The 26,680-nt window shown below is 61.6% G+C and carries 24 protein-coding genes; 6 read left to right on the plus strand and 18 right to left on the minus strand.

Annotation, left to right across the window (positions count from 1 at the left end; translation table 11 throughout):
* Nucleotides 1-33: 33 nt before the first annotated feature.
* Genes J5N58_RS00005 through fghA form a run of 4 tightly spaced genes read left to right on the plus strand, consistent with a single transcriptional unit; the run spans nt 34 to nt 2,476 of the window.
* Nucleotides 34-495, plus strand: coding sequence for a GNAT family N-acetyltransferase (locus J5N58_RS00005; RefSeq protein ID WP_244709041.1), 462 nt, complete (start codon nt 34-36; stop codon nt 493-495).
* Entirely contained in the window at nt 492-932 is a 441-nt protein-coding gene (locus J5N58_RS00010) for a YaiI/YqxD family protein (RefSeq protein WP_112831895.1), read from the plus strand. The genes J5N58_RS00005 and J5N58_RS00010 overlap by 4 nt, the downstream gene beginning before the upstream one ends.
* A 24-nt stretch (nt 933-956) precedes the next feature.
* On the plus strand, nt 957-1,619 hold the full coding sequence (locus J5N58_RS00015) for a DUF1345 domain-containing protein (protein WP_113443342.1): 663 nt from the start codon (nt 957-959) through the stop codon (nt 1,617-1,619).
* 23 nt (nt 1,620-1,642) lie between these two features.
* Complete coding sequence (fghA, locus tag J5N58_RS00020) at nt 1,643-2,476, plus strand: S-formylglutathione hydrolase (protein ID WP_113438581.1); 834 nt, start codon at nt 1,643-1,645, stop codon at nt 2,474-2,476.
* 50 nt (nt 2,477-2,526) lie between these two features.
* On the opposite strand, the gene J5N58_RS00025 is transcribed toward fghA, so the two are convergent.
* From J5N58_RS00025 to J5N58_RS00065, 9 genes are all read right to left on the minus strand, one after another.
* Entirely contained in the window at nt 2,527-4,137 is a 1,611-nt protein-coding gene (locus J5N58_RS00025) for a glycoside hydrolase family 43 protein (RefSeq protein ID WP_112831898.1), read from the minus strand.
* 66 nt (nt 4,138-4,203) lie between these two features.
* The gene (gene mgrA / locus J5N58_RS00030) at nt 4,204-5,256 is read right to left on the minus strand and encodes an L-glyceraldehyde 3-phosphate reductase (RefSeq protein WP_112831899.1); all 1,053 of its coding nucleotides are present in this window, start codon (nt 5,254-5,256) and stop codon (nt 4,204-4,206) included.
* Between the two features lie 197 nt (nt 5,257-5,453).
* Nucleotides 5,454-6,587 carry a Gfo/Idh/MocA family protein gene (locus J5N58_RS00035; RefSeq protein ID WP_244709044.1) on the minus strand — a complete coding sequence of 378 codons (1,134 nt, stop codon included), beginning with the start codon at nt 6,585-6,587 and terminating at the stop codon, nt 5,454-5,456.
* Between the two features lie 24 nt (nt 6,588-6,611).
* The gene (locus tag J5N58_RS00040; RefSeq protein WP_244709046.1) at nt 6,612-7,373 is read right to left on the minus strand and encodes a sugar phosphate isomerase/epimerase family protein; all 762 of its coding nucleotides are present in this window, start codon (nt 7,371-7,373) and stop codon (nt 6,612-6,614) included.
* Between the two features lie 66 nt (nt 7,374-7,439).
* Nucleotides 7,440-9,896, minus strand: coding sequence for a beta-mannosidase (locus tag J5N58_RS00045; RefSeq protein WP_244709048.1), 2,457 nt, complete (start codon nt 9,894-9,896; stop codon nt 7,440-7,442).
* Between the two features lie 143 nt (nt 9,897-10,039).
* Entirely contained in the window at nt 10,040-11,131 is a 1,092-nt protein-coding gene (locus tag J5N58_RS00050; RefSeq protein ID WP_113424814.1) for an ABC transporter ATP-binding protein, read from the minus strand.
* Between the two features lie 6 nt (nt 11,132-11,137).
* A complete protein-coding gene (locus J5N58_RS00055; RefSeq protein WP_244709050.1) occupies nt 11,138-12,082 on the minus strand; it encodes a carbohydrate ABC transporter permease in 945 nt (314 codons plus the stop codon).
* Complete coding sequence (locus tag J5N58_RS00060; protein ID WP_244709052.1) at nt 12,075-13,001, minus strand: carbohydrate ABC transporter permease; 927 nt, start codon at nt 12,999-13,001, stop codon at nt 12,075-12,077. Before J5N58_RS00060 ends, J5N58_RS00055 begins: the two co-directional genes overlap by 8 nt.
* A 163-nt stretch (nt 13,002-13,164) precedes the next feature.
* Nucleotides 13,165-14,400 (minus strand): ABC transporter substrate-binding protein, encoded by a 1,236-nt coding sequence (locus tag J5N58_RS00065; protein WP_113340270.1) that lies wholly within the window; start codon nt 14,398-14,400, stop codon nt 13,165-13,167.
* A 447-nt stretch (nt 14,401-14,847) separates the two neighbouring features.
* Here J5N58_RS00065 and J5N58_RS00070 point away from each other — a divergent pair, with 447 nt between their 5' ends.
* Nucleotides 14,848-15,891, plus strand: coding sequence for a LacI family transcriptional regulator (locus tag J5N58_RS00070; RefSeq protein ID WP_244709054.1), 1,044 nt, complete (start codon nt 14,848-14,850; stop codon nt 15,889-15,891).
* Between the two features lie 170 nt (nt 15,892-16,061).
* Here the strand turns inward: J5N58_RS00070 and gndA are convergent, their stop codons facing one another.
* The 9 genes from gndA to ccoN form a co-directional block, all read right to left on the minus strand.
* Nucleotides 16,062-17,489 (minus strand): NADP-dependent phosphogluconate dehydrogenase, encoded by a 1,428-nt coding sequence (gene gndA / locus J5N58_RS00075; protein ID WP_244709057.1) that lies wholly within the window; start codon nt 17,487-17,489, stop codon nt 16,062-16,064.
* Between the two features lie 114 nt (nt 17,490-17,603).
* A complete protein-coding gene (gene ccoS / locus J5N58_RS00080; protein WP_112831907.1) occupies nt 17,604-17,759 on the minus strand; it encodes a cbb3-type cytochrome oxidase assembly protein CcoS in 156 nt (51 codons plus the stop codon).
* Nucleotides 17,756-20,056 carry a cation-translocating P-type ATPase gene (locus J5N58_RS00085; RefSeq protein ID WP_244709059.1) on the minus strand — a complete coding sequence of 767 codons (2,301 nt, stop codon included), beginning with the start codon at nt 20,054-20,056 and terminating at the stop codon, nt 17,756-17,758. The genes ccoS and J5N58_RS00085 overlap by 4 nt, the downstream gene beginning before the upstream one ends.
* Nucleotides 20,053-20,553, minus strand: coding sequence for a FixH family protein (locus tag J5N58_RS00090; protein WP_113439674.1), 501 nt, complete (start codon nt 20,551-20,553; stop codon nt 20,053-20,055). Before J5N58_RS00090 ends, J5N58_RS00085 begins: the two co-directional genes overlap by 4 nt.
* The gene (gene ccoG, locus J5N58_RS00095) at nt 20,550-22,139 is read right to left on the minus strand and encodes a cytochrome c oxidase accessory protein CcoG (RefSeq protein ID WP_112831910.1); all 1,590 of its coding nucleotides are present in this window, start codon (nt 22,137-22,139) and stop codon (nt 20,550-20,552) included. Before ccoG ends, J5N58_RS00090 begins: the two co-directional genes overlap by 4 nt.
* 296 nt (nt 22,140-22,435) lie before the next feature.
* A complete protein-coding gene (ccoP, locus tag J5N58_RS00100; protein ID WP_112831911.1) occupies nt 22,436-23,299 on the minus strand; it encodes a cytochrome-c oxidase, cbb3-type subunit III in 864 nt (287 codons plus the stop codon).
* 3 nt (nt 23,300-23,302) lie between these two features.
* The gene (locus tag J5N58_RS00105) at nt 23,303-23,455 is read right to left on the minus strand and encodes a cbb3-type cytochrome c oxidase subunit 3 (RefSeq protein ID WP_112831912.1); all 153 of its coding nucleotides are present in this window, start codon (nt 23,453-23,455) and stop codon (nt 23,303-23,305) included.
* Between the two features lie 10 nt (nt 23,456-23,465).
* The gene (gene ccoO, locus J5N58_RS00110) at nt 23,466-24,197 is read right to left on the minus strand and encodes a cytochrome-c oxidase, cbb3-type subunit II (RefSeq protein WP_112831913.1); all 732 of its coding nucleotides are present in this window, start codon (nt 24,195-24,197) and stop codon (nt 23,466-23,468) included.
* A 14-nt stretch (nt 24,198-24,211) separates the two neighbouring features.
* Nucleotides 24,212-25,840: a cytochrome-c oxidase, cbb3-type subunit I gene (ccoN, locus tag J5N58_RS00115; protein ID WP_112831914.1), complete on the minus strand. Its 1,629-nt coding sequence runs from the start codon at nt 25,838-25,840 to the stop codon at nt 24,212-24,214.
* Nucleotides 25,841-26,125: 285 nt separating this feature from the next.
* Between ccoN and J5N58_RS00120 the strand changes: the two genes are divergently transcribed.
* Entirely contained in the window at nt 26,126-26,650 is a 525-nt protein-coding gene (locus tag J5N58_RS00120; protein WP_112831915.1) for a hemerythrin domain-containing protein, read from the plus strand.
* The last annotated feature ends 30 nt before the right edge of the window (nt 26,651-26,680 follow it).

A 26,680-nucleotide genomic window follows, 5' to 3' on the forward strand; every position in this document is an offset into this window, starting at 1 on the left:
CAAGGGTGAATCCATCCGCGGCGTCGTCGTCTATTGAAGGCCCTGCCCGCCTATACCGTCGATGTGCGGAGACTGGACCGGTTCTCCGCCATCGAACTCTATGACATGCTGAAGATGCGTGTCGACGTCTTTGTCGTCGAGCAGCAATGCGCCTATCCCGAACTCGACGGCAACGATCCCGAATGCCTGCACCTGCGCCTGATGAATGGTCCGGAACTCCTCGCCTGCGCCAGACTTTGGCGACCGCAAGCGGACGCAAACCCGCGGATCGGCCGGGTGACGGTTTCACCTGAGCATCGGGGAAAACGTCTCGGCGAGGCGCTGATGCGGGAAGCGATCTGCGAATGCGAGAAGGCCTATCCGGACGAACCGATCGAGCTTTCCGCCCAGGCGCACCTGCAGCGCTTCTACGGTTCGTTCGGTTTCAGGCCGATCTCCGATGAATATCTCGAGGACGGAATCCCGCATGTCGACATGTTGAGGGATCAACGATGATCTATGTCGATGCCGACGCCTGTCCGGTGAAGCCGGAAATCCTGAAAGTCGCCGAGCGACACGGACTGGAAGTGACATTCGTTGCCAATTCCGGCCTTCGCCCTTCGCGCGATCCGATGGTGAAAAACGTCATCGTCTCCAACGGGTTCGATGCCGCCGACAACTGGATCGCCGAACGGGCCGGCCCCGGCGACATCGTCGTTACGGCCGACGTGCCGCTGGCCGGTCGCTGCGTCGCCGCCGGTGCGCAGGTGACCGGACCGACCGGCAGGGTCTTCGACGCCACGAATATCGGCATGGCCACCGCCATGCGGGACCTCGGCGCGCATCTGCGCGAAACAGGCGAAAGCAAGGGTTACAATGCCGCCTTCTCCCCACGCGACCGCTCCGCCTTTCTCGAAACGCTTGACCGGCTCTGCCGCAGGGTCAAGAAATGACGGAACGTCTTTAGGAAAATGGCGATGAAGCAGGGAGGAAAGCGATACGGCATCGACCGGCGGCATCAGCCGTTCGTCATCGCCCTGTTGCTGGCGTTGGTCACTCTGCCGATCACCATACCGCTCGTTCCCGGCTTCACGGTGGAAATTGCGGCCATCGTCTTTTTTCTCGGCTATCTCTCGCAGATCGCCCGCCGCATGCCGGCGCTGACCGCTGCCCATTTCAGGGCAAGTGCCGAGGTTGATGACGCCCCGGCGCTTGCCATCATCGCGGTGACGCTGCTTGCCGTTGCTGTCACCGTCATTTCGCTGTTTCTGGCGCTCAACCATGTGACAGCCTCGACCGGCTGGACCCTCGGGCTTGCCTTCTGCTCGGTCATTCTCGGCTGGATGACAATCCACACCATGGCCGCGATGCACTATGCCCATCTTTTCTGGCGCCCGGAGAGCACGGAGGAAGGCGCGGACAAACGTGGCGGACTGGAGTTTCCCGGCACCGAAGAACCAAGCGGCTGGGACTTTCTGTATTTCTCCTTCGTCATCGGCATGACCGCCCAGACTTCAGATACCGAGATCACCACGACACACATGCGGCGCATCAACCTGCTGCATGCGATCGTTTCCTATTTTTTCAACACCGTGCTTGTCGCCGCCGCCGTGAATGCCGCGGTTTCACTGGCAGGCTGATCTGCTCCATCAGAGGTATTGTCATGAAAATCATCTCCCAGAACACCGCCTTCGACGGCATGCAGGGCGTCTTTTCCCACGACTCCGAGGCTTGCCGGTGCGAGATGACCTTTGCCGTCTTCGTACCGCCGCAGGCGATCAAGGAAAAGCGGCCGGTCCTCTGGTATCTCTCGGGCCTCACCTGCACCCATGCCAACGTCATGGAAAAAGGCGAGTATCGCCGCATGGCTTCCGAACTCGGCCTCATCATCGTCTGCCCCGACACCAGCCCGCGCGGCAACGACGTGCCGGACGAACTGACCAACTGGAAGATGGGCAAGGGCGCGGGCATGTATCTCGATGCGACCGAAAAACCCTGGTCCGAGAACTACCAGATGTACACCTACATCACGCAGGAACTGCCGGCGCTGGTCGCCGAACACTTCCGCGTCGACATGGACCGGCAGGGCATCTTCGGCCACTCGATGGGCGGCCATGGCGCCATGACCATCGCGCTGAAGAACCCCGAAACCTACAGGAGCTGCTCGGCGTTTGCGCCGATCGTCAGCCCCTCGACGGCCGACTGGACGCCCGACGCCTTCACCAAGTATCTCGGCGAGGATCAGGCTGCATGGCGGCCCTACGACGCCTGCGCGCTGGTCGAGGACGGCGCGCGCTTCCCGGAATTCCTGATCGATCAGGGCAAGGCCGACAGCTTCCTCGAAACCGGCCTGAAGCCCTGGCTGTTCGAAGAGGCGATCAAGGGCACGGACATCGGCCTGACGCTCCGGATGCACGAGCGCTACGACCACTCTTATTTCTTCATCTCCACCTTCATGGACGATCACCTGAAGTGGCACGCCGAGCGCCTCGGCTAAGCCGGCTTCACCTGTCAAACAAAAGGGCGGCCGCGAGCCGCCCTTTCCTTTCAAAGCCTGCGATAGACGAACCAGTCGAAATCGGCGGGCTTTGCGCGCCCGCTGATATCGAAGGCGAACATGCCGACAAACGCGCCGGTGAAGGAGCCGTGTTCTCCGCGCCCGCCCTCGTCTGAGACGACGCCGGCATCGAGCGCCGGGCCGATCGGCTGCCAGCGATCCTCACCGGCCGCGCGCCAGAAGAATTGCGCCGCGTTGTCGATGACCTCCAGGGCGAGATCGAGCGCTCCCTCCGGCACCGGAATGCCATGGCCTGCCGGAAACTCCAGTCGTCCCTCCGGATAATCGCCGGGGCAGGATAGGATCGTCAGGACACGTCCGAGTTTTTCATGCAGCGTCATCCCCAGCGCATGGAACTTGTGGCGATTATAATAATGGGTCAGTCCGGCGACCTGCTGATAGGTGTCCGGGTCGAATTCGACCCTCGTCTCGGCCCGGAAGCAGTGATCCTCCTGCCGCCGGGCGACGAGCGACTGCTCGAACCAGGAACCGATGCTTTCGCGTCCGAAGAGCCGAAGATGTCCGGGGCGTCGCGTCAGGCTGAAGAGACGGTAGGGTTCTGGAGTTCTGAGCCACTGGAACTCTTCCGGCAGTTTCACGCCATGGAAATCGCTTCGGACGATTTCCGGACGTTCGCTCCGGGTCACCGTAAAGGGCGCCTCGACGCTGACCGCGGGTACCGGGCCGCCATCGGCGAGATAGAGCCAGCCGTCATCCCGCCAGACGCATTTCTGGATCGCCGTTTCGCGGCCGAGCGTGCATCTCCGCAACGGAGGAAGCGGCCGTCCGCAGAGATGGGTGTGATAGGCCTCGCCTTCCGGCGTTTCGACATATTGGCCGTGCCCTGCCCTCTGCAACGTTGCCTGCGGGTGGTCCTTCGCGGTGATGAGATGCACCTGCGGATGCGTCTCATAGGGGCCGTCGATCGTCCGGGACCGCGCCATGGTCACGGCATGGTCGTAGCCCGTGCCGCCCTCGGCCGTCGTGAGATAGTACCAGCCGTCGCGCTTGAAGAGATGCGGTCCCTCCACCAGCCCGAGCGGGCTCCCCGCGAAGATGTTCTTTACCGGCCCCGTGAGCGTCTTCGAGACCGGGTCCCATTCCTGCAGCAGGATACCGTCGAAGGCCGGGTGTTTGGGCGAACCGCCATAGCTTTCGGACCGGTGGTTCCACTGCATGTTGAGGAACCACTTGCGTCCGTCGTCGTCATGGAAAAGCGAGGGGTCGAAACCGGAAGAGTTCACATAGACCGGATCGGACCATTCCCCATCGATCGAGGACGACGTCACGATGTAGTTGTGGGCGTCCTTGAAGTTGCCGTCGAAGCGTTTGACGTCGGTATAGACCAGCCAGAACAGGCCGTCGGAAAACGACAGGCAAGGCGCCCATATACCGCAGCTGTCGGGATTGCCGCGCATGTCGAGCTGGCTTGCCCGCTCCAGCGGCCGCCGCACGAGCCGCCAGTTCGCCAGATCCCGCGAATGATGAATCTGCACGCCCGGATACCACTCGAAGGTCGAGGTGGCGATGTAGTAGTCCTCTCCGACCCGGCAGATCGACGGGTCCGGGTTGAAACCCGGCAGGATGGGGTTCAGGATCATGCATTCTCCTCCAAAATCGCGAGCCCCCCTCTGGCCCGCCGACAGAGGGGGTATCCAGTCACAGCTTCATTTCTTCCGTCTCGGCGGCCCCTTGCGCTCGGCCGACGCCGCCCAGATATTAATGTCGGCGTCCCTGGCATAGACATCGATCTCGGCCAGTTCCGCCTCGGAAAACGCATTGTTCTCCAGAGCCTTGACACAGTCCTCCACCTGCTCCGGCCGCGACGCGCCGATCAGCGCCGAGGTGATCCGCCCGCCCCTGAGCACCCAGGCGAGCGCCATCTGCGCAAGCGTCTGTCCCCGCCGTTCGGCGATAGCGTTGAGCGCGCGGATATTTTCGAGGTTGCGCTCGTTGAGGAAGGCCGGATCGAGCGAACGGTCGAGCGCTGCGCGGCTGCCGGCCGGAATGCCGCCGAGATATTTCGATGTCAGCATGCCCTGGGCAAGCGGCGAGAAGACGATTGCGCCGACACCCAGTTCCTCCAGCGTGTCGACGAGGCCGTCCTCCTCGATCCAGCGGTTTATCATCGAATAGCTCGGCTGGTGGATGAGGAGCGGCGTGCCGAGCGATTTCAATATGTCGTAAGCGGCACGGGTCCGGTTCGAATTATAGGAGGAAATGCCGATGTAAAGCGCCCTGCCCGAGCGCACGATGTGATCGAGCGCCGCACAGGTTTCCTCGAGCGGCGTGTCGGGATCGAAGCGGTGGGAATAGAAGATGTCGACGTAATCGAGGCCGAGCCGCTTGAGGCTCTGGTCGCAGGACGAAATGAGATATTTCCGGCTGCCCCATTCGCCATAGGGACCCGGCCACATGTGATATCCGGCCTTGGTCGATATGACCAGTTCGTCCCGGAGACCGGCGAAATCGGTTTTCAGGATTTCGCCGAAAGCCTGTTCGGAGGCGCCGCCGGGCGGGCCGTAATTGTTGGCGAGGTCGAAATGGGTAATGCCGAGATCGAAAGCTTTCCGGCAGATCGCCTGCTTGGTGACGTGCGGTGTCTCGACGCCGAAATTCTGCCAGAGCCCGAGCGATATCGCCGGTAGTTTGAGGCCGCTCCTGCCGCAGCGATTATAGGTCATCCGCTCGTAGCGGTTCTCGGCCGGTTGCCAGATCATGAAGGTCTCTCCAAATGCAATACTCGTTGCCGCAGGACACAGGGCCCAGACTGGCCTGCCGGCTCCCCCATAAGCGGGTAGAAACCGTGGGGTGCGGCATTTCCCCAGGAGCGTGAGCTTAACCCAGCCATCCGGGAAATCCATCGTCGGGCGCGCCTATGCCCCTCCCCTTATGGAGAGGGGCTGGGGAAAGGAAATCACCGCAGCAGCGCCTGCGCCTCCTCGATACCGAGCGCCGCTGGCTGGGTGCAGGTGGTCGAAAGGGTGACGAACTCACCCGTCTCGCCGGATTTCAGGATGGAGGTCATGACATCGACGCCATGCAGCGCGCGGTCGAGCGAGCAGCGGGCATCCCTGCCATCGAGAATCGCCACGGCCATGTCCGCAAGGCCGGCCGTACGGTAGTTGGCGCGCGGCCCTTGCGGGCTCTCCTGGTTGTCGATGCCGAAGGGATGGTCCCATGCGTCCAGCGGCACAATGTTCTTGTCGCGGCCGGAAGCTTCCACCTTGCCGCCGAAGAAATTCGGATCAGGCACATAGAGCGAGCCGTCCGTACCGTAGAGTTCCATGTTGCCATGGCGGTGGGACCAGACGTCCCAACTTGCCGAGAGCGTGACCGTCGCGCCGTTTGCGAACTCCAGGAGCGCGTGTATGTTGGTGGGTGTCCTGACGGGGATCACCTCGCCGGCACGCGGCTGGCTGGTGATGGTGCGCGTTTCCGAGGCCATGGAAGTAAGCGCCGCCACGCGCTTCACCGGCCCGATCAGGTTGATGAGATTGGCGATGTAGTAAGGTCCGAGGTCGAGGATCGGCCCGCCGCCCGGCAGGAAGAAGAAGTCCGGGTTCGGATGCCACATCTCCATGCCGGGGCTCATCACATGGCAGGTGCCCGAAGTGACGCGGCCGATTCCACCGTCATCGATGAACTTGCGGGCAAGCTGATGGGAGCCGCCGAGGAAGGTATCGGGCGCGCAGCCCACCGAAAGCCCCCTTTCCTTGGCGATCCGGCGGAGTTCCTCGCCGGCCGACAGGCTGAGCACCAACGGTTTTTCCGAGTAGACATGCTTGCCCGCCTCGAGGATACGCTTGGAGACGGCGTAATGTGCATCCGGGATCGTCAGGTTGACGACGATGTCGAGCTCGTCGTTCGCCAGCAGTTCGTCCAGTGTCTGCGCCTTGACGCCGTATTCCTCCGCCCTGATTTCCGCGGCGTTCATGTTGAGGTCGCTGCAGGCCAGCACCTTCAGCCCCTTGAAGAGCGGGGCAAGTGAAAAATAGGTGGTCGAGATATTGCCGCATCCGATGATGCCGACGCCGAGTTCGCGTGCCATGGGAGTATCCTGAGAGTCCGGGTGTCAGTAGGTTTTGAAGGCATCGATGGAACGCGCGATCAGGCGGCCGATGTCCTTCGGATTGTCATGTTCGAGAATATAATGGGCCACACCATAGGGCCTGAGCGCCGCCATGAGATCCTTCCATGGTACGGTACCGTGCCCGACATCCGCCCAGCCGTCCTCATCGATATTGGTTCCCGCCGCGGCTATGTCCTTGACGTGAACGGCGCTGATACGCTTGCCGTAGCTCTCGATCCAGGCAAATGGATCGGCCTTGCCGCGGATGATCCAGGCGATGTCTGCCTCCCAGGAGAGTTCCGGCCCGCCGGCAAAGATCTGCTCCTGGGGCGTCGAGCCATCCGGGAGCGTCGCGAATTCGAAATCGTGATTGTGCCAGCCGAAGACCAGACCGGCATCACGGAACGGCTTGCCTGCCTCCTGCAGGCGCTTGCCGAAGGAGAACCAGCCGACCTCGTCCTTCGGCCGGGCATCCGGCATGAGATAGGGGCAATAAACGGCCTCGATCCCGAGCGCTTTGACTATCCTCAATGCCCTGCCAGCATCGCCTTCGAGCATATCGAGACCGAAATGGCCGGTCGGCATGGTGAGCCCGTTCGCATCGAGTTCCGCACGGAGCTTGTCGAGACCGGTATCGTCGAGCGAGGCATACATCGCGCCATAGCCTTCCACATGGGTGTAGCCGGCTTCTGAGAGTTGCGGAAAGATCGCGGAAAAAGGTTGGAAATTGCGGGCGCTGTAAAGCTGGAAACCAAGCTTGGTCATGGGGTCATTCCTCTTATTGCTGGGCTGGACCTTGAGAGTGCCGCCCCCGGTTCTGTGTAAAATCGTTCAGCCGGCTGAGTGGCTGCCCTGAAGGTCGTAGACGGTAATTCCCGGAAGCGCGCCGGCGGCTAGCGGCACGGACGGCTTGAAGACGATACGGCGCATCTCGCCGGCGTGGAGGTCGAAGGCATTGTCGGAAAAACGACCGCCGACATCCGCTTCCAGCATGACGAACAAGGCGAGGCCTTGCGCGCTGACGGCGATTTCGAAGGAGCCGCCTCCCGTCTCGGTGACCGCGGTTTCGAGACCGGCCGGCCTGAGCTCCAGCGCCTTGTAGGTGTCCGTAACGTAGTGCCCCTCGCCGGTCATGCCGTTCGATGCCGTGAAGCTCCAGGCGAGAAGGCAGTCGACGGGAATGTCCGTTTCCTCGATTTCGACCAATGTTCCCGCCCGGTCCGGCGGGCAGATGCCACTTGTGCTCCGGAGCGGAATGCGTTCACCGCCCAGTGTCAGCGCAAACAGCGTCAGGTCGATTGCGACCGGATCGGCCGTGTCGTTGACCATGGAGATTGCGATGCGTGTGCCGTCGGCGGCCGGAATGGCCGCGACGTTGACCGGCTGGAAGAACCGGCGCGCCATGTAGTGCATCGCCTTCCAGCCGCCGCCATAGTCAAGGCTCGACCAGGAGGCGACCGGCCAGGTGTCGTTAAGCTGCCAGTAAAGCGTGCCCATGCAATGGGGTTTCAGCGAGCGCCAGTAATCGACGGCCGTGCGGATCGCCAGTCCCTGCTGGATCTGCGAGAGATAGACGAATCTGGAAAAATCGCTCGGGAAACGGAAATAGCGGAACATGGTGCCGGCGATCCGCTCGTTGCCGCCGGCATTCTTCTGGTGAAGCTCGATCACCGGGGAGGCTATGTTGAGGTCGGCCTCCTCCGCAAACCCGCGGATAACAGGCAGCGACGTGTAGGACTGGAAGCCGAACTCGGAGCAGAAGCGCGGCTTGACGCTGCGGTAATTGTCGAACGACTTGTTCTCGTGCCAGACCGACCAGTAATGCATGTCGCCGGAGCCGTCTGCATGCCAGGCGTCGCCGTAATCGAGATAGCCGGATGCGGGGCTCGACGGCCACCAGATGGCCTGTGGAAACGCCTTCTTCACGCCCTGTTCGATCGTCCGGTTGAGCCTGTCATAGGCGACGAGATAGCGGTCGCGGTTCCTGACCGATTCTGGGAACCAGGTGAGCGCGCCCACCAGTTCGTTGTCGCCGCACCAGAGTGCGATGGACGGATGCGAGGAAAGTCGCCGGACTTGATAATCGACCTCCTGGGCGACGTTCGACAGGAAATCCTCGCTGCAGGGATAAAGGTTGCAGGCAAACATGAAGTCCTGCCAGACCATGAGGCCGAGACGGTCGCAGAGATCGTAGAACCAGTCGGCCTCGTAGAAACCGCCGCCCCAGACGCGGATCATGTTCATGTTGGCTTCGACGGCCGAGTTCAGGAGGTCTTCCGTCTTGTCCCTGTCCGTGCGCGAATAAAGTGCGTCGGCCGGTATCCAGTTGGCGCCGCGGCAGAAAATTTCCCGGCCGTTGATCCGGAAGGCAAAGCGGCTGCCGGCCTCATCCGCATCGGTCAGGAGTTCGATGGTCCGAAGCCCGATCTGCCGGGTGACCGTCTCGCCGGGAATGTCGATAACGAGAGCGTAAAGCGCCTGCTCGCCGCTGCCCGCCGGCCACCAGAGCCTGGGGCTTTCGACATGAAATACATGGCTGATGCGGGTCTCCCCCGCGGCAATGCCGCAATCGAGCCTCACTCTTTCGCCAGCGAATTCGAAATGAACGGGCACGACGGCCGGCTCGGCCGAAAACAGCGTCAGCGTGACATGAAGATCAACACCGCCGTCTTCGAGGTGAACCTGCTCGGTTTCGACATGTTCGATCCGCGCGGGATCGAGCCTCTTTAACGCGATCGTGCCGTAAAGGCCGAGCGGTGCGACGGCGATATTCCAGTCCCAGCCGAAATGGCACTGCGGCTTGCGCAGCATGTTGCCGTTCGGGATCGGTGAATTGCCGTCATGATAGGGAATGTAGAAAGGCTGCCGCGCCTGCCGTTCGGCACCGGCTGCAATGCTCGAATGGAAATGAATTCGAATGCGGTTTTCGCCGGGTTCGATTGCCTCGGAGACATCGGGCCGGTAACGGCGGAAGCAGTTGTCAGCCGAAAGAACCGGCACGTCGTTGACGAACACAACGGCCACCGTGTCGAGATAGTCGATGTCGAGATACCAGTTGCCTTCCGCACGATCGACGAAGAAGGATCGTTCGACCGACCACTCCCGCTCGGCCACCCACTGCACAGCCTCCTCGTTGCGACCGAAATACGGATCGGGAATGATGCCCGCCGCCTGCAGGGCCGAATGAACGTCGCCGGGCAGCACGATCGTCGCCAAATGTTCGCCGTCGGCCGAGGAAAGCCGCCATTCGCCTGAGAGGTCGAGCTTGAAATCTGATCTGTCCGTCATGCTTCTGATCTCAAAGATATGCTGGGCGGGTTCGCCCGTTTTCACGAAACTTAAGCCCTGCCCCTCATCCACCCGCCGGCATCTTCTCCCTGTCTGAACGGGTGGAGGGGGTATGGGTCACGGGCAGATCCGACCACGGCCGTTCAAATCCGCTCCTCCGTGCCGGCGTCGAAAAGCGAGGCGACGTTCATGTCGAAGCCGAGGCGCACCTTCGTGCCCGGCCTGTAACGACGGGTGCCCGCCGTCCGGACCGAAATGACGTGGCCGGCATGTTTCAGCCAGAGCAGGTTGTCGGCTCCCATCGGCTCCTCGATGTCGACGGTCGCCTCGTGAAGCTCGGCGCCTTGAGGCACGTCCTCGTCGAGCATGATGTGTTCCGGCCTGACCCCCAGCACGACCTTGCGGCCCGCGTTAAGCGGAGCGCCCGCCTCGTAGCCGGAAAGCGAAAAATCGACTCCGCCGGTGGTGAAGGCCACTCTGCCCCCGCGCTCGACAAGTTCTCCCCGGAAGAAGTTCATCGGCGGCGAACCGATGAAGCCGGCGACGAACAGGTTCTTCGGTCGGTTGTAGATCACCATGGGATCGTCGAGCTGCTGGATCACGCCGCTCTTCATGATGGCGATGCGATCCGCCAGCGTCAGCGCCTCGATCTGGTCGTGGGTGACGTAGATCATCGTGTTCTTCAGCGACTGGTGCAGCCGCTTGATCTCCACGCGCAGTTCGGAACGCAGCTTAGCATCGAGGTTCGACAGCGGCTCGTCGAAGAGGAAGACATCGACGTCGCGCACCAGCGCCCGGCCGATCGCGACGCGCTGGCGCTGGCCGCCGGATAGCGCTGCCGGCTTGCGGTCGAGCAATTGCTGGATCTGCAGGATCTCGGCGGCGCGCGCCACCTTTTCCCGGATCTTCTCCGCCGGCACCTTGGCGACCCTGAGACCGAAGGAAAGGTTCTTCTCCACGCTCATCTGCGGATAGAGCGCGTAGGACTGGAACACCATGCCGATTCCGCGGTCCTTGGGTTCCTCCCAGGTGACGTTGCGGTCCTTGATGAAGATCTGCCCGTCGGTCGGCTCCAGCAGACCGGCGATGCAGTTGAGCAGGGTCGACTTCCCGCAGCCGGATGATCCCAGCAGCACGAGAAACTCGCCGTCCCGGATGTCGAGATTGAGGTTCTGCAGCACGTTGACCGCGCCGAAACTCAAAGACAGATCCTTGATCGATACACTGTAGGACATATGCACTTAACCCTTCACTGCGCCGGCGGCGATGCCGCGGACAAAAAGCCGGCCGGATACGAAATAGACGATGAGCGGGACCGCGCCGGTCAGCAGCGTGGCGGCCATGTTGACGTTGTACTCCTTCACCCCCTGGACGGAGTTGACGATGTTGTTGAGCTGGACCGTCATCGGGTAATATTCCGGCCGGGTGAACACAACACCGAACAGGAAGTCGTTCCAGATGCCCGTCACCTGCAGGATCATCGCGACGACGAAAATCGGCAGCGACATCGGCAGCATGATGCGGAAATAGATCTGCCAGAAGCCCGCTCCGTCGATGCGCGCCGCCTTGAACAGCTCTTCGGGCAAGGAGGTGAAGTAGTTGCGGAAGAGCAGCGTCAGGATCGGCATACCGAAAATGGTGTGCACGATGACGAGGCCGCCCAGCGAACCGTAAAGCCCGATCTCGCGCAGCACGATGACAATTGGATAGATCATCACCTGATACGGAATGAAGGCACCGACGATCAGGATGGTGAAGAAGAAATCCGCCCCCTTGAAGCGCCAGTTGGCGAGCGCGTAGCCGTTGACCGAGGCGATCAGGATCGAGATCAGCGTCGAGGGGACGGTGATCCTCACCGAGTTCCAGAAGCCGCGTGAAAGGCCGTCGCAATTGAGGCCGGTGCAGGCCGTCGCCCAGGCCTTGACCCAGGGCTCGAACGTAATCTCGACCGGCGGCGAGAAGATATTGCCGAGCCTGATTTCCGGCATGCCCTTCAAGGATGTGACCACCATCACATAAAGCGGCAACAGGTAATAGGCCGCCGCCACGAACAGCGTGCCATAGATCATGATGTTGCGCGGAGAAAGCAGGCGACGGGGTCTGGCGCCGCGCGGTCCTGCCTGAAGCCGGTCGGACACGGTCTCCGTTCCGGCGGCGATTGCGTTGAGGGAACCGGTGTCAGCCACGCTTCCTTCCTCCGAATTCGAGATAGGCCCAGGGAACGATGATGATCGCCACGGTGACCAGCATCATGGTGGAGGCGGCGAACCCCTGCCCCAGGTTCTGCGCCTGGAACATATAGTCGTAGACATATTTCGCCGGCACTTCGGAAGCGATGCCCGGTCCGCCGCTGGTCTGCGCGACGACGAGGTCGTAGACCCGCACGATGCCGCTCGCGATGATGACCAGCGTGGTGATGAAGACCGGCCGCATCATCGGGATCACGATGAAGAGATAGGTTTTCCAGATCGGGATGCCGTCGACCCGCGACGCCTTCCAGATGTCCTCGTCGATGCCGCGCAGCCCGGCCAGCAGCAGGCACATGACGAGACCCGTCCCCTGCCAGAGACCGGCGATCAGCACCCCATAGATGACGATGTCGGAATTATAGAGCGGATCGAAGGTGAAGCTCGTCCAGCCGAGGCTGCGGACCACGGACTGGATGCCGAATTCCGGATTGAGCACCCATTGCCAGACGAGACCCGTCACGATGAAGGACAGCGCGAACGGATAGAGGAAGATCGTCCGGAAGGCATTTTCGAAGCGGATCTTCTGGTCCATCAGCGCCGCGAGCACGAAGCCGATGACGAGGCTGAAGATCAGCGTGAAGATGCCGTAGATCGCCAGGTTTTCGATCGAGACAAGCCAGCGGGGTGCCACCCACAAACGCTCATACTGCTCTATCCCGACGAATTTCAGCCGCGGCAAGAGCTTCGAATTGGTGAACGAATAGACGATCGTCCAGATCGTGCCCCCGAGAAAGATGACGAGAGCGGTCAGGACCATCGGAATGGAAGCAATCTTGGAATTGAGATTGCGCAACAAATGATTGGGACGTCCCGGACGTCCCCGGTTCGCCGATTGGCCCGTCGAATGGCCGTTCATGGGTCACTCCTTCTTCGTGATCCAGCACTCCCCGCAGGACAAATTCCGCAAAACACGAGGTTTCCGGTCCGTCATGCAGGTACGATCCGCAAGGCATCTTATCCCGGATGGCAAACCCGGCGCGGGTCTTGCCGCCCGCGCCGGATGTCTCGGGAGAATGCGATCAGTCGGCCGAAGCGATGATATCCACGAAGCGCTTCTGCGCATCTTCCGGCGTCATCGACGGATTGGCGAAGAATTCGGAGAACAGGTCCTCCTTCTGCTTCTGGCTGTCCGCCGACAGGAGCTGGTCCGTCCACTGGATCACGTCGCCCTTGGCAAGGATATCGAGACCCTTCTTCATGCAGTCGTTGGCAGCGGCAAGATCGACGTCGCCGCGCACCGGCAGAGACCCCTTCTTCAGGTTGAAGGCAACCTGCGTCGCCGGTGCGACCAACGTCGAAGCGAGAGCTTCCTGGGCCTTGGCTTTCTCTTCGTCCTTCAAGAGCGGGAAGTAGAAAGCGTCCCCGCCGGTGGCGATGACGGGATTGACGCCGAGGCCCGGCAGGCAGGTATAGTCTTTGCCGGCAACCTTGCCTGCGAGCGCGAACTCGCCCTGTGCCCAGTCACCCATGATCTGGCCGCCGGCCTTGCCGGTGATGACCATGTTGGTCGCCTGGTTCCAGTCCTGAACATTGGTGCCCTTCGACATGCGGCGTGCATCGTCCGCTGCCTTGAAGACCTTGGCGATCTCCGGTCCCGCCGCGACGTCCGCATCCTTGTCCCCGAACACCTTCAGGAAGGTGTCCTTGCCGGCAAGCGCAAGAAACAAGACGTCGAAGGCGCCGTTCGACTGCCAGGGCTGACCGCCAACGGCGAGCGGCACGATGCCGGCCTTTTCGAGCGCCGGTGCGGCCGCGACGAATTCGTCCCAGTTGTTGGGAACCGCGACACCGGCCTTGCTGAAGGCCTCATTGGAAAGCCAGAGCCACTGCCAGGAATGGATATTGACCGGCGCGCAATAGATCTTGCCGTCGATGGTGCAGCTGTCCAGCAGGCTTGCCGGACGGATGATTTCCTTCCAGTTTTCCTTGGTCGCCACATCCGTGAGATCGCGCATCAGGCCCGACTGGACGAGTTCTTCCGCCTGACGGCCATGGTTGAACTGGGTGGCGCCCATCGGATCGCCGCCGGTGATGCGGCTCACCATGATCGGCCGCGCCGTTCCGCCGGAGCCGGCGATGGCGCCATCGACCCATTTATTGCCGGTGGCATCGAAGGCCTTGGCGAGTTCGGCGACCGCCGCGGCCTCGCCACCGGACGTCCACCAATGGGTAACCTCGAGATCGGCGGCCTGGACGGCGCCCAGAGGCAGCACCACGCTTGCGGCCAGAAACGCCGCGACGCTACGAAAATTCATGAGTCTCCTCCCTCACTGAAACGTTGCCGTAAAAATCTATTCGAATCAATTTAACCACGCAACCGGCGGAAACGATTTTTATTTTCCTCATGATTTCTTCTACCTATGAGGGAGTGAAATCTCAGCCCATTTCAGGGATATCGGTCTCTCGCGACGCTCAGAGAAAGTTGGAAGGAAAACGATAACTTACCATAATTAGGCGCAGTACCGCGGATTATCTTATCGCGTCGCACGCCGAACCATTCGCTGCAGCGCAACCTTAGAGAGCCGCAATGCAACCGCACTTAAAAGTTGCTGCGGTATCGCATTGCAGCATGGAAATCGCTCGACAAATGAACTGTAACGTTACAGATTTCGACTGGAACTTCATCGTTCAGAGAATGAGGATGCGTTTGCAGTCGTCGATAAGGTAACTATACTGCCTGAAGGGGCAGTGACGGGGACAGCATGAAAAACGGAAATGAAAGAGCCGTCTCGGCTCTTGCGGCAGAGACCAAGGAGCGACCCACTCTCAAGACCATTGCCTTCATGACAGGATTGGGTATCACCACCGTCTCCCGCGCCCTGAAGGATGCTCCCGACATCGGCGCGGAAACCAAGGAACGCGTGCGTGCCGTCGCCCGCCAGCTCGGCTATCAGCCCAACAGGGCCGGCGTCCGCCTACGCACCGGCAAGACCAATGTCATTGCGCTGGTCCTGAGCATCGACGAGGAGATCATGGGGTTCTCGAGCCAGATGGTCTTCGGCATTTCGGAAGTCTTGTCCGGCACACCCTATCACATCGTCGTGACGCCGCATTCCCACAGCAAGGACCCGATGCTGCCGGTTCGTTATATTCTCGATACCGGTTCGGCGGATGGCGTCATCATCTCCCGGATCGAGCCGGACGATCCGCGCGTTCGGCTGCTCGTCGAGCAGAACATGCCGTTCGCCACCCACGGCCGCACGGATTGCGGACTGGTGCATCCCTATCACGATTTCGACAACGAGGCCTTTTCCCGGCAGGCCGTGGAACGTCTGGTCGAACGCGGCCGCCGTCGCATCGCCCTGCTCCAGCCCCCGAGCAAGCTTACCTATTATACCCATACCCGCGAGGGCTTTCTTTCCGCGCTTCATCGCTTCGGCGCACAGGAAATACCGCTGCGGGTCACCATCGACTCGCCCCTGCCGGACATTCGCAACGCCATCGAAGCGCTGATGCGTTCCGATGACGCGCCCGACGGCATCGTCTGTTCCGCCGGCAGCGCCGCCGTTGCGGTGAATGCCGGCATCGAGGCGGCGGGAAAACATGTCGGGAGTGATGTCGACCTCGTCTCGAAACAGGCGATCCCGATCCTCAACTGGATAAGGCCCGAAATCATCACGGCCTTCGAGGATGTTCGCCAGGCCGGCCGCGAACTGGCAAAAGCCGTGATCGCATGCATCGACGGCGCCGACCCCGAGGATCTTCAGAGCATCAGCCTGCCTGTCTGGCCCGACGCCGAAAGATGAATGACAGGAACGGGCCCACCGATTTCGTTTACCGACAACCTTTTCGGCATTCACGGCAGATGCCCGGAAAAAGCCCGAGCACCGCGACGGGACGAATGGACGCCCTTGTTCGCAACGGGAACCGGTTCAATGCCGGTTCTCGCATGCAGTAACTGTTCGCTGGGCTTGCCTTACGCAGCGCCTGCGCCGCTGCCCCACGGGCCGTGATGGATATCCTTGCCGTCGGTGCGGTCGAAACCGTGGGCGCCGAAGAAATCGCGCTGCGCCTGGATAAGGTTCGCCGTGCCGCGAGACTGCCGGTAGGCGTCGAAATAAGTGAGCGCCGAGGCGAGTGCGGGAACCGGTAGCCCGGCGGATACGGCTGCGGCAACGACGCGGCGAAGCGAAGGCAGGCTTTCCTTGACCATGGCCGAGAAGGCCGGCGTGACGATCAGATTGGCGGCATCCGGCATCGCCGTGAAAGCGCGGGTAATCTCATCGAGGAACTGCGAGCGGATGATGCAACCCGCCCGCCAGATCTTCGCGATGGTCGGCATGGGCAGCGCCCAGCCGAACTCCTTGCTGGCGGCGGCCATGACCGCAAAGCCCTGCGCGTAAGCCGCGATCTTCGCGGCGAAGAGCGCAAGCTCCAGGTCGTTTTCCAGATTGCCGCCGGAAAGCGCAAAGGGAAGCTTTTCCGTTCCGAACAGGGCTTCCGCCGCTTCGCGCTCGGATTTCATCGAGGAAAGGCTGCGGGCGGCGACAGCCGCTTCAATGGCGGTCGCCGGAATGCCCATCTGCTGCGCCTCGATCACCGACCACTTGCCTGTGCCCTTCTGGCCGGCCTTGTCGAGAATGACGTCAACCATGGGAGCGTCGGTCGCCGGATCTGCAGCCGTCAGCACCTTTTCGGTGATCTCGATCAGGTAGGAATTGAGCCGGCCCTTGTTCCAACCGCCGAAGATCGAGCCGATCTCGGTTGCGTCCTTGCCGAGCCCGTCGCGCAGGATTCCGTAGATCTCGGCGATCATCTGCATGTCGGCATATTCGATGCCGTTATGGATGGTCTTGACGAAGTGGCCAGCGCCATTCGGGCCGAGCCAGGCGCAGCACGGATCGTTCTCGTATTTCGCGGCAATCGAGGTGAGTACCGACTCGACGCGGGCATAGGATTCCGGCGTGCCGCCGACCATGATCGAAGGGCCGTGACGCGCACCCTCCTCGCCGCCGGAAACACCCATGCCGATGAAGGTCAGCCCCGTGCCAGAAAGCCGCTCGAAGCGCGCCATGGTATCGCGGAAATTGGCGTTACCGGCGTCGATCATGATGTCGCCACCCGAAAGATGGGGCATCAAGGCATCGATCTGCTGGTCCACGGCATCGCCGGCCTTAATCATGATGATGATCGGGCGGGGCGGCCGGATGGCTGCGACGAACTCCTCGATCGTATGGCAGGCGACGATCTGGCCTGCAAGCGGACCGGCTTCACCGAGAAATTCGTCGGTGCGCGCGGTCGTCCGGTTGAAGACGGCGATCCTGTTGCCCTTTTCGGCGATGTTGAGCGCCAGATTGGAACCCATGACGCCAAGCCCGATCAGTCCGATTTCCGCCTGCTGCATTTCCTGCTCCGATTCAAAACGATTGAAATTCAAATCGGCCTGTTTTGGCACTCCTTCATTGCAGGAGCAAGAACGATCGGCGGTAAAAGATTCGTGCGTGGAGGCACGGAGCCGTCAGTTCTCTGGGCGGTCGTCGGCATCATCGAGCACACGCCATGCCGCGCCTTCCAGATCCTCGTACTGGCCGCTCTTCAGCGACCAGAGGAAGGCGAACAGTCCCAGCCCGCCGAGAAACAGGGCGATCGGGATCAGGTAGATCAGCATGTTCATGATGCAAGCCTTGCATTCGGAGCCGGGAAACCCGCGGCCGGCTGGGATGCCTCTCCCTCGGAGCGCAGGTTGAGCCGGTTCAGCCGAAGCGCATTGACAACGACGATGATCGACGAGGTGGACATGGCGACCGCAGCGATCAGCGGCGTCGCATAACCCAGAATGGCAATCGGAACGGCGATGACATTGTAGCCGATGGCGAGAGCGAAATTCTCGCGTATAAGACGGCCGGCGCGGCGCGACGCCTCGATGGAGAAGCCAACCGCTTCGAGACCGGGGCGCATGAATACGAAGTCAGCCGCCTGCCGGCCGACATCGGCGGCCGTTGCCGGCGCGATCGAGACATGGGCGGCGGCGAGCGCCGGCGCATCGTTGATGCCATCCCCGACCATCAGCAGCCTGTGGCCATCCGCCTGTACGGAAGCGCAGAATTCCGCCTTTTCGCGCGGTGCAAGCTCAGCCTTCCAGTTGTCGATGCCGAGCCTTTTGGCAAGCGCGCCGACGACGGCGGCCCGGTCGCCCGAGAGGATGCCGATGGAATAGCCCTGTTTCTTCAGGAGCGCGATGGCAGCCTCGGCACCGGGACGCAGCGTATCCTCGAAACGGAAGGCTTGAAGTTCACGTCCGTCGAGCGACAGCACCACCTCCGAGAAAGCATGATCGGCGGACGCGTCGGCAGTCCCGTCGCAGGCGAACTTGCGGCTGCCCAGCCGATAGATCCCTTCCGCGGCCCGGGTTTCGACCCCGGCACCCGGAATTTCCGTAACTGTCTCGAAGATCCTCGCTGGAACGGTTGCCGCCCGCCACAATGCGTCGGAAAGCGGATGGCGCGAATGGGCGGCAAGCCCTGCGGCGATGGCAAAGGCATTGCCGTCGATCCCGGTCGCATCGATCAGCCGCGGCTTGCCGAGCGTCAACGTCCCCGTCTTGTCGAAGGCGATCGTATCGATCTCGGCCAGCCGTTCCATGGCGGAACCGTCCTTGACCATGACCCCCGATTTGAACAGGCGTCCCGCGGCAACGACCTGCACCACCGGCACGGCAAGGCCGAGCGCGCAGGGGCAGGTAATGATGAGAACCGCAACAGCCACCAGCAGCGCATGCTTCCAGTCGCCGTCATAAAAGCCCCAGGAAAGGAAGGTGACGAAGGCGGTCAGGTGCACGGCAGGCGAATAGAACTGTGCGGCGCGGTCGGCGATGCGGCGATAACGCGCCCTGCCCCCTTCGGCGGCTTCCATCAGGTTGATGACTTCCGCCAGGAAGGAGTTCTTCGCCGTCGCCGTCGCCTGGATTACCAGGGAGCCGGTGAGGCTGAGCGTACCGGCCTGCACGGCGTCGCCCGTCGTCACCTGCTGCGGCGCACTTTCGCCGTTGACGATCGAAACGTCCATGTCGCTGGCGCCGGACAGGATGATGCCGTCCACCGGCACGCGCTCACCAGGCGAAACGGCCACCCTGTCGCCCACCCGGATCTCCTCCAGCGCCCGGTAGTCGCGCGTACCGTTTTCGGCAACCACCATGGCGCCGCGCGGGCTGAGCCGTGCCAGGCCGCTGATGGCGGACCGCGCCCGGTCGCGCATCATGTGATCCAGCGTGCGGCCGATCAGCAGGAAGAAGAGAAGCGATGCCGTTGCGTCGAACCAGGCGTGTTCGCCGTGGTTGATCGTCTCCCAAAGCGAGATGAAATAGGAAAGCGTGATGCCGATGGCGATCGGCACATCCATGTTGGTGCGCCCGTGCCGGATGGCGTTCCAGGCCGACTGATAGAAGAACCGACCGGCATAGATCAGCGCCGGCGCGGCGATCATTGCCGAAATCCAGTGGAACATGTCGCGGGTGGCTGCGTCCGCTCCGGACCATACGGAGACCGACAGCAGCATGATATTGGCGGCCGCAAATCCCGATACGGCAACGGCGCGGATCAACTGGTTGCGCAACGCGTCGGAGGCGACCTCGGCCGAGGTGAAAAGATGGGACTCGTAACCGGTCGAGGCGATGGCGCGAGCGATGCTGACGGGGTCGGTGGGCTGCCCCTCCACCTCGTCCTTCCACACGACCGAGACACGTTTCGTCGAGAGATTGACGCGCGCCCTCTGCACTTCGGGAAGCGCCTTGAGCACGCCCTCGATCGTCGTGATGCAGGTGCCGCAATGCACCGCCGGCACGCTCAGATCGACCTGATGCAGACCCTCACCCAGGTCCCGGCTGGAAAGCCGCAATTCCTCCGAACTCGGCAGGGCATGCCCTGCCCGTTCGATTTCGAGCGCCCCTTCGGTGCCGGCTGCGCAGCAGCTCATTTCTGTTCTCCAATGACCGCGATGCGGTTGGCCTCGTGCATGACGAGCTTGCCATCCTTGACGGCCTTCATCTCGACGATCCAATGGCCATGGGCGACCTCATGGTCCGCGACGTAGAGACCGTTTCCGGCCGGAACGAGCGTCGCCGTAAAGTCCTGCTTCTCGCCGACCGGGCGCTTGAAATGCGCCGTGACCTCATCGGCGATCACCGGCTGGTCGCCCGGAAGCGTCAGCGTATAGGCGATCCTGCCGGCCTTGACCTCAAGCTTGCTCTTGATGCCGGTCGCGAGCATGTCGCGGATGGCCGCTGCCTTGCCGTTGAACTCCTGGCTGGCGATGTAGGTATTCTGCACCACCAGACCGCTCCATGTCGATGAAGCATAGTAAGCCATCGTCATGTTGACCGTGATGATGGTTCCAAAGAACGCCACCAGAATGGCGAACATATGCCAGCCGGTGAAAACGAAACCGGTCTTCTCGTTGCCTGCGACAGTCATCTCTTCTTCACTCCGGGCCCGATGAAGACGGCCTTGTATGAATTTTCCTCACCTCCGGCCGCATCCTTGACGGTGAAGCGGAAGTGCTCGGATTCCCACGCCACCTGATCGCCCGGCAGCGTGACGAACACCTTGAGCGTGGTGGCCTCGTCCGGCTCGACGGAGACGGAGAAGGAACGAACCTCCTCGGCCGACACGCCGTTGACCTTCATGGTGGCGTCAGGCAACCCCTCGAGCGATACCACGATATTGCGAGGCTCGGGGATCATGTTCAAGATGCGAAGCGTATATCCGTTGCGGATCGAGCCGTTGGACTCGAGAACATACTGCGGATTGCGGTCATGCAGCACGTTGAGCTCCAGCCGGTCGCGACTGAGCAGCGCAACGAGAAGACCGATCCCGACGGCGGACCAGACGCCCATGTAGAGCAGCGTGCGCGCCCTGAAGATGATCCGCCAGTTGAAATGCCGGACCTTGTCACTGAAGGAGCCGTCGGGCTTGCGAACGTTGAGCGGGTTGATCGAAGTCGTGCCGTTGGCCGTCGCCATCGCCATGTTCGACTGATACTCGTCAAGCGTCGCATAGGCAATGAGCCCGCGTGGCTTGCCGATCTTGTCCATGACGCCGTCGCAGGCATCGATGCAGAGGGCGCAGGTGATACATTCGAGCTGCTGCCCGTCGCGAATGTCGATGCCCATGGGACAGACGGCGACGCAGGCATTGCAATCGACGCAATCGCCGACGATCTCGCCTGCCGCAGCAGCCTTCTTGGCATGCCGAGAACGAGGCTCACCCCGCCAGTCGTTATAGGTGACGACCAGCGAATTCTCGTCGAGCATCGCCGCCTGGATACGCGGCCAGGGACACATGTAGATGCAGACCTGCTCGCGCATCAGGCCGCCGAACAGATAGGTCGTGGCGGTCAGGATGGCGACGGTCATATAGGCGACCGGTTGGGCCTCCCCGGTCACGACGTCCATGAGAAGCGTCGGCGCATCGGCGAAATAGAAGATCCAGGCGCCGCCGGTGGCAACGCCGATCGCGATCCAGATCGCATGCTTCGAAACGCGCTTCCAGATCTTGTCGAAGGTCCAGGGCGCGTTCTCGAGCTTCATGCGAGCATTTCGATCCCCTTCGATGGCCCGCTCCACCACCAGGAACAGGTCGACCCAGACCGTCTGGGGACAGGTATAACCGCACCAGGCGCGGCCGACCGCCGAGGTGACGAGAAAGAGCCCGAACCCCGCCATGACCAGCAAGCCGGCGACGAAGAAGAATTCCTGCGGCCAGATCTCGATGAAGAAGAAGTAGAAACGACGATGCGCGAGGTCGATCAGCACCGCTTGGTCGGGAGCGAATTCACCGCGGTCCCAGCGCAGCCACGGGGTGAGATAATAGATGCCGAGAGTGACGAACATCACCAGCCACTTGAACTGGCGGAAACGCCCCTCCGCCCTCTTCGGGAAGATCTTCTTGCGCGCTTCATAGAGAGGCCGGCGTGTCTTGGCCGACATTACCGCCTCGGCTTCCAGGCGTTCGACTTCCGCGGGCTCGCCCGCCTTTCCCTTGTCAGCATGCAGATTCATCGGAGACCTCGTTGTTTAGTGTTTCTTCTCCCATTTGGCATGATAACTCGCCTTGACTTATATCAAGCAGCGGCGAAGCGTCGCAATTCATATGAAAAACACTATGTCAAGAGGCGCCTGCTTCCGAAATCATAGCAGAAATTGACGTTTTACAGACAAGATCACGAGCCGCCCCGATGGCCAGCGACAAAAAACCACGCCCCGGAGGGCGTGGTTCGATAGACGTGGTCCCCTGGACGAGATGGCAGAGGCGGCGGCGCTGCGGAATTGCCCGCCTCCGCCACAGCTTTCGGGAATTATTCGCCACCACCCAGCGAGTGGACGTAGACCGTCAGTTCCTTGACCGTGGCGTCGCCGAGGCGGGCGCTCCAGGCCGGCATGACGCCATGCTTCGGATTGGCAATCTGCTGTGCGATTTCGGCCTCGCCATTGACCTTCAACCAGATCGCGTCCGCGAGATTCGGCGCACCGAAGTCGCGGCCGCCCTTGGCGTCTTCGCCATGGCACGAAGCGCAGTTGTCAGCGAAGACCTGCTTGCCGGGCTCAACCAGGGAAGCATCCGAGGGCGTACCGGTCAGACTGACGACATAGGCCGCCACCTGCTTGACCTGCTCGGGCTCGATAACGTCGGCGAAAGCCGGCATTTCCGAAACGCGGGTCTCCGGATCGCTTTCATAGCGGATGCCATGGGCGATGGTGGTGTAGAGCGAGTCGAGATCCCCGCCCCACAGCCAGTCGTCGTCGTTGAGGTTCGGATAGCCGATGCCGCCGGCAGCGCCCGAACCGTGGCAGGGCGTGCAGTTGACCTTGAAGGCAGCAGCACCGCCGGCCGTCGCGAACTGGGCAAGTTCCGGATCGGCAACGATCTCGGCGAGCGGAAGGGCTGCAATCTTCTCGACGAAGACCGCCTGGGCGGCCTTGGCATCGCTGAGTTCCGCAGCCACCTGTGCGCGGCTGGAAAAGCCGAGCATGCCCTTGGTGTTTTCCTTCAGGAGCGGCCAGGCCGGATAGGCGATCGTATAGCCGATCGCCCACAGGATGGTGGCGTAGAAGGTATAAACCCACCAGCGCGGCATCGGGTTGTTCAGTTCGCGGATGCCATCCCACTCGTGGCCAGTGGTTTCGACGCCACTGATTTCGTCAATATGTTTTTGTGCCATCTCTTAGTCCTCCTTGAGAGGGATGCTTGCCGCTTCGTCGGCCGGTTTCTTTCCGCCGGGCCGGAAGGTGAACACGACGACGCCCACGAAGAACAACGTCATGCCCAGCAGGCCCCAGCTGTCTGCGAAGTGGCGCATGGCCGTATAGGTTTCCATGTGCCCCTCCTCAGCGGTAACCGGTCGCGTCGTCGTAGGTCGAGAAGTCGACGAGCGTACCGAGCATCTGGAGGTAGGCAACCAGCGCATCCATCTCGGTGAGCTGTGCCGGATTGCCATCGAAGTCGCCGACCTTGGCCTTCGGATAACGGGCGAGCAATGCCGTCGTATCCGCGTTCGGATCGGCCTGGGCGGCAAGATCCGCAGCACCGTTCTCGATCATTTCGTCGGTGTACGGCACACCGACGGTCCTGTTGGCCTTGAGGTCCATCGAAACGTCGGTGACCTTGAGCGGCGTCGTCTTCAGGAACGCATAGCTCGGCATGATCGATTCCGGGACCACGTCACGCGGTTCCGTCAGGTGCTGCACGTGCCACTCGTTCGAGTAGCGGTCGCCGACGCGGGCGAGATCGGGACCCGTCCGCTTCGAGCCCCACTGGAACGGATGGTCGTACATCGATTCCGCGGCGAGCGAGTAATGGCCGTAGCGCTCCACCTCGTCGCGGAAGGGCCGGATCATCTGGCTGTGACAGACGTAGCAGCCTTCACGGACGTAGATGTTGCGGCCTGCGAGTTCCAGCGGCGAGTAAGGCCGCATTCCCTCGACCTTCTCGATGGTGTTCTCGAGATAGAACAGCGGAGCGATTTCCACGATACCGCCGATGGTGACGACCAGCAGGGAACCGAGGAACAGAAGGCTCGTGTTCTTCTCGAGGATTGCGTGTTTATCAAGAATGGACATGAAAGCCTTCCTTCTTATTCAGCCGGCTGGACGGCGGCGGGAACGGTGGAGCCCGGGATCGGAGCTTCCTGACGTTCGTAACCGAGGATCGTCATCAGCACGTTATAGGCCATGACGAGACCACCCAGGAGGTACAGGCCACCGCCGACGGCGCGCAGGACGTAGTACGGGAACATGGCTGCGACCGTTTCTGCGAACGAATAGACCAGGAAGCCCTGATTGTCGTATTCGCGCCACATCAGGCCCTGCTGGATACCGGCAACCCACAGAACGGCGGCGTAGATGACGATGCCGAGAGTTGCGAGCCAGAAATGCCAGTTGACGAGACGCAGCGAGTAGAGACGGTTGCGGTTCCACAGCTTGGGCGTCAGGTAGTAGACGGCGCCGAAGGTAATCATGCCGACCCAGCCGAGAGCGCCGGAATGGACGTGACCGATGGTCCAGTCGGTGTAGTGGCTGAGCGAGTTGACGGCCTTGATCGACATCATCGGTCCTTCGAAGGTCGACATGCCGTAGAAGGCGATGGCGATAACCATCATGCGGATGATCGGATCAGTACGGATCTTGTCCCATGCGCCCGAAAGCGTCATCAGGCCGTTAATCATGCCACCCCACGAGGGCATCCACAGCATGATGGAGAAGACCATGCCGAGCGTCTGGGCCCAGTCAGGCAGCGCCGTATAGTGCAGATGGTGCGGGCCTGCCCAGATATACATGAAGATCAGCGCCCAGAAGTGGATGATCGACAGGCGGTAGGAATAGACCGGACGACCCGACTGCTTGGGCACGAAATAGTACATCATACCGAGGAAGCCCGCGGTGAGGAAGAAGCCCACGGCGTTGTGGCCGTACCACCACTGGGTCAGCGCGTCCTGTACGCCCGAGAAGAGCGAGTAGCTCTTGTAACCCAGGAACGAGACCGGCATCGACAGGTTGTTGACGATGTGCAGCATCGCGATGGTGACGATGAAGGACAGGTAGAACCAGTTCGCAACGTAGATGTGCGATTCCTTGCGGGTGAAGATCGTGCCGATGAAGGCGATCAGATAGGCGACCCAGACAACGGTCAGCCAGAGATCGACATACCATTCCGGCTCGGCATACTCGCGTCCCTCGGTAATGCCCAGCAGATAGCCCGTTGCGGCCATCACGATGAAGAGGTTGTAGCCCCAGAACACGAACCAGCCGAGCGAGCCGCCGAACAGCCGCTGGCGCGAGGTGCGCTGTACCACATAGAAGGACGTCGCGATCAGCGCGTTGCCACCGAAGGCGAAAATGACCGCGGACGTATGCAACGGACGCATGCGGCCAAAATTAAACCACGGTTCGATGTTCAGGTCCGGGTATGCCAGCTGGAGGGCAACCACGACGCCGACGAGGAAGCCGACCACGCCCCAGAACACCGTGGCGACGACGCCGTACTTGACGACTTCGTCAAAATACTCGGACTTGATCTGGGCGGCAGTCTTGGCGCTTACGGGTGCGAACTGCATCCGTCGCAGCATGACGATCGTGCCGGCAGTGAGCACGAAGAACGCAACCCACATATGGGTCGCGAACAGGCTGTCATAGGCGAAAGCCGCCCCGAGCAGCGCGGCGAAGGCGAGGACCGCCATCACCATTGTTTCTAACGTGTAATTCATTGTTGGAATCCCCCAACGGCTTGCTGATCATTCACAGGGATCGTCTCGTCTCTTGCGAGCAGATTCCTCCTGCGTCGTGTGCAGAATTCGCATTCAAGACGAGAAGACACCTTGATCCAAATCAATGCAAGGGGAAGCTCTTTTGGGAAAAGTCGCATCATCGCCCGGTTGCATCGCGCTCGACAGGGGAAGAGCGCTAGATCCCTTGCAGCGGGGCGAAAGGGGACGGCTGGAACACGAAGCAACTGCATACGCGACGTATCGACGCGCCGGAGAAAGCGGACCATGCACGCCAAAACGCCAAAGAACGATCCGGTCAACGGAAAAGGCCCCTTCCCGCCGGTCAACGTGCTGACGGAGGATCAACGTAGCCTTGCCTGGCTCCGCAAGGCGCACGAGGAGCAACTCGCGCTCTGCACCGAACTTGAGGAGATCGCCGATTCGCTTCCGGCCAGCATCAACCGGCAGAAATGCATCTACGCCGCCAAGGCGCTTGGTCCGCTGATAAAGGGCGTGCATCACTACGAAGAGACCGTTCTCTTTCCGTGGCTGGAGGCGACCGCCTCCCAGGCCCCGCGCATGCACGACACGCTGGACCGCCTGAAATTCGAGCATTTCGAGGATGAGTGTTTTGCCGAGGAATTGACGGACGCGCTGTTGAAACTCGGCTCCGGCCTGCCCGTCAACATGGAGGCCGTCGGCTATATGCTGCGGGGCTTTTTCGAAGGCATGCGACGCCACATCGCCTTCGAGCGGGAATACCTGCTGCTGCAGTTCCAGGACGACGCGATCATCCCCGGCCGCAACTGATCCGGAACCGAGGTCTCCGCCAGCCCGTCC

The organism is Paenirhizobium cremeum (assembly GCF_022884085.1).
Classification (GTDB): domain Bacteria; phylum Pseudomonadota; class Alphaproteobacteria; order Rhizobiales; family Rhizobiaceae; genus Allorhizobium; species Allorhizobium cremeum.

What these genes read in the sequence shown, in the direction of transcription:
- J5N58_RS00010 (WP_112831895.1), top strand. Translation starts at nt 492, where the DNA reads ATGATCTATGTCGATGCCGACGCCTGTCCGGTGAAGCCGGAAATCCTG.
- J5N58_RS00015 (WP_113443342.1), top strand. Translation starts at nt 957, where the DNA reads ATGAAGCAGGGAGGAAAGCGATACGGCATCGACCGGCGGCATCAGCCG.
- fghA (WP_113438581.1), top strand. Translation starts at nt 1,643, where the DNA reads ATGAAAATCATCTCCCAGAACACCGCCTTCGACGGCATGCAGGGCGTC.
- J5N58_RS00025 (WP_112831898.1), bottom strand. Translation starts at nt 4,137, where the DNA reads ATGATCCTGAACCCCATCCTGCCGGGTTTCAACCCGGACCCGTCGATC.
- mgrA (WP_112831899.1), bottom strand. Translation starts at nt 5,256, where the DNA reads ATGATCTGGCAACCGGCCGAGAACCGCTACGAGCGGATGACCTATAAT.
- J5N58_RS00035 (WP_244709044.1), bottom strand. Translation starts at nt 6,587, where the DNA reads ATGGCACGCGAACTCGGCGTCGGCATCATCGGATGCGGCAATATCTCG.
- J5N58_RS00040 (WP_244709046.1), bottom strand. Translation starts at nt 7,373, where the DNA reads ATGACCAAGCTTGGTTTCCAGCTTTACAGCGCCCGCAATTTCCAACCT.
- J5N58_RS00045 (WP_244709048.1), bottom strand. Translation starts at nt 9,896, where the DNA reads ATGACGGACAGATCAGATTTCAAGCTCGACCTCTCAGGCGAATGGCGG.
- J5N58_RS00050 (WP_113424814.1), bottom strand. Translation starts at nt 11,131, where the DNA reads ATGTCCTACAGTGTATCGATCAAGGATCTGTCTTTGAGTTTCGGCGCG.
- J5N58_RS00060 (WP_244709052.1), bottom strand. Translation starts at nt 13,001, where the DNA reads ATGAACGGCCATTCGACGGGCCAATCGGCGAACCGGGGACGTCCGGGA.
- J5N58_RS00065 (WP_113340270.1), bottom strand. Translation starts at nt 14,400, where the DNA reads ATGAATTTTCGTAGCGTCGCGGCGTTTCTGGCCGCAAGCGTGGTGCTG.
- J5N58_RS00070 (WP_244709054.1), top strand. Translation starts at nt 14,848, where the DNA reads ATGAAAAACGGAAATGAAAGAGCCGTCTCGGCTCTTGCGGCAGAGACC.
- gndA (WP_244709057.1), bottom strand. Translation starts at nt 17,489, where the DNA reads ATGCAGCAGGCGGAAATCGGACTGATCGGGCTTGGCGTCATGGGTTCC.
- ccoS (WP_112831907.1), bottom strand. Translation starts at nt 17,759, where the DNA reads ATGAACATGCTGATCTACCTGATCCCGATCGCCCTGTTTCTCGGCGGG.
- J5N58_RS00085 (WP_244709059.1), bottom strand. Translation starts at nt 20,056, where the DNA reads ATGAGCTGCTGCGCAGCCGGCACCGAAGGGGCGCTCGAAATCGAACGG.
- J5N58_RS00090 (WP_113439674.1), bottom strand. Translation starts at nt 20,553, where the DNA reads ATGACTGTCGCAGGCAACGAGAAGACCGGTTTCGTTTTCACCGGCTGG.
- ccoG (WP_112831910.1), bottom strand. Translation starts at nt 22,139, where the DNA reads ATGAATCTGCATGCTGACAAGGGAAAGGCGGGCGAGCCCGCGGAAGTC.
- ccoP (WP_112831911.1), bottom strand. Translation starts at nt 23,299, where the DNA reads ATGGCACAAAAACATATTGACGAAATCAGTGGCGTCGAAACCACTGGC.
- J5N58_RS00105 (WP_112831912.1), bottom strand. Translation starts at nt 23,455, where the DNA reads ATGGAAACCTATACGGCCATGCGCCACTTCGCAGACAGCTGGGGCCTG.
- ccoO (WP_112831913.1), bottom strand. Translation starts at nt 24,197, where the DNA reads ATGTCCATTCTTGATAAACACGCAATCCTCGAGAAGAACACGAGCCTT.
- ccoN (WP_112831914.1), bottom strand. Translation starts at nt 25,840, where the DNA reads ATGAATTACACGTTAGAAACAATGGTGATGGCGGTCCTCGCCTTCGCC.
- J5N58_RS00120 (WP_112831915.1), top strand. Translation starts at nt 26,126, where the DNA reads ATGCACGCCAAAACGCCAAAGAACGATCCGGTCAACGGAAAAGGCCCC.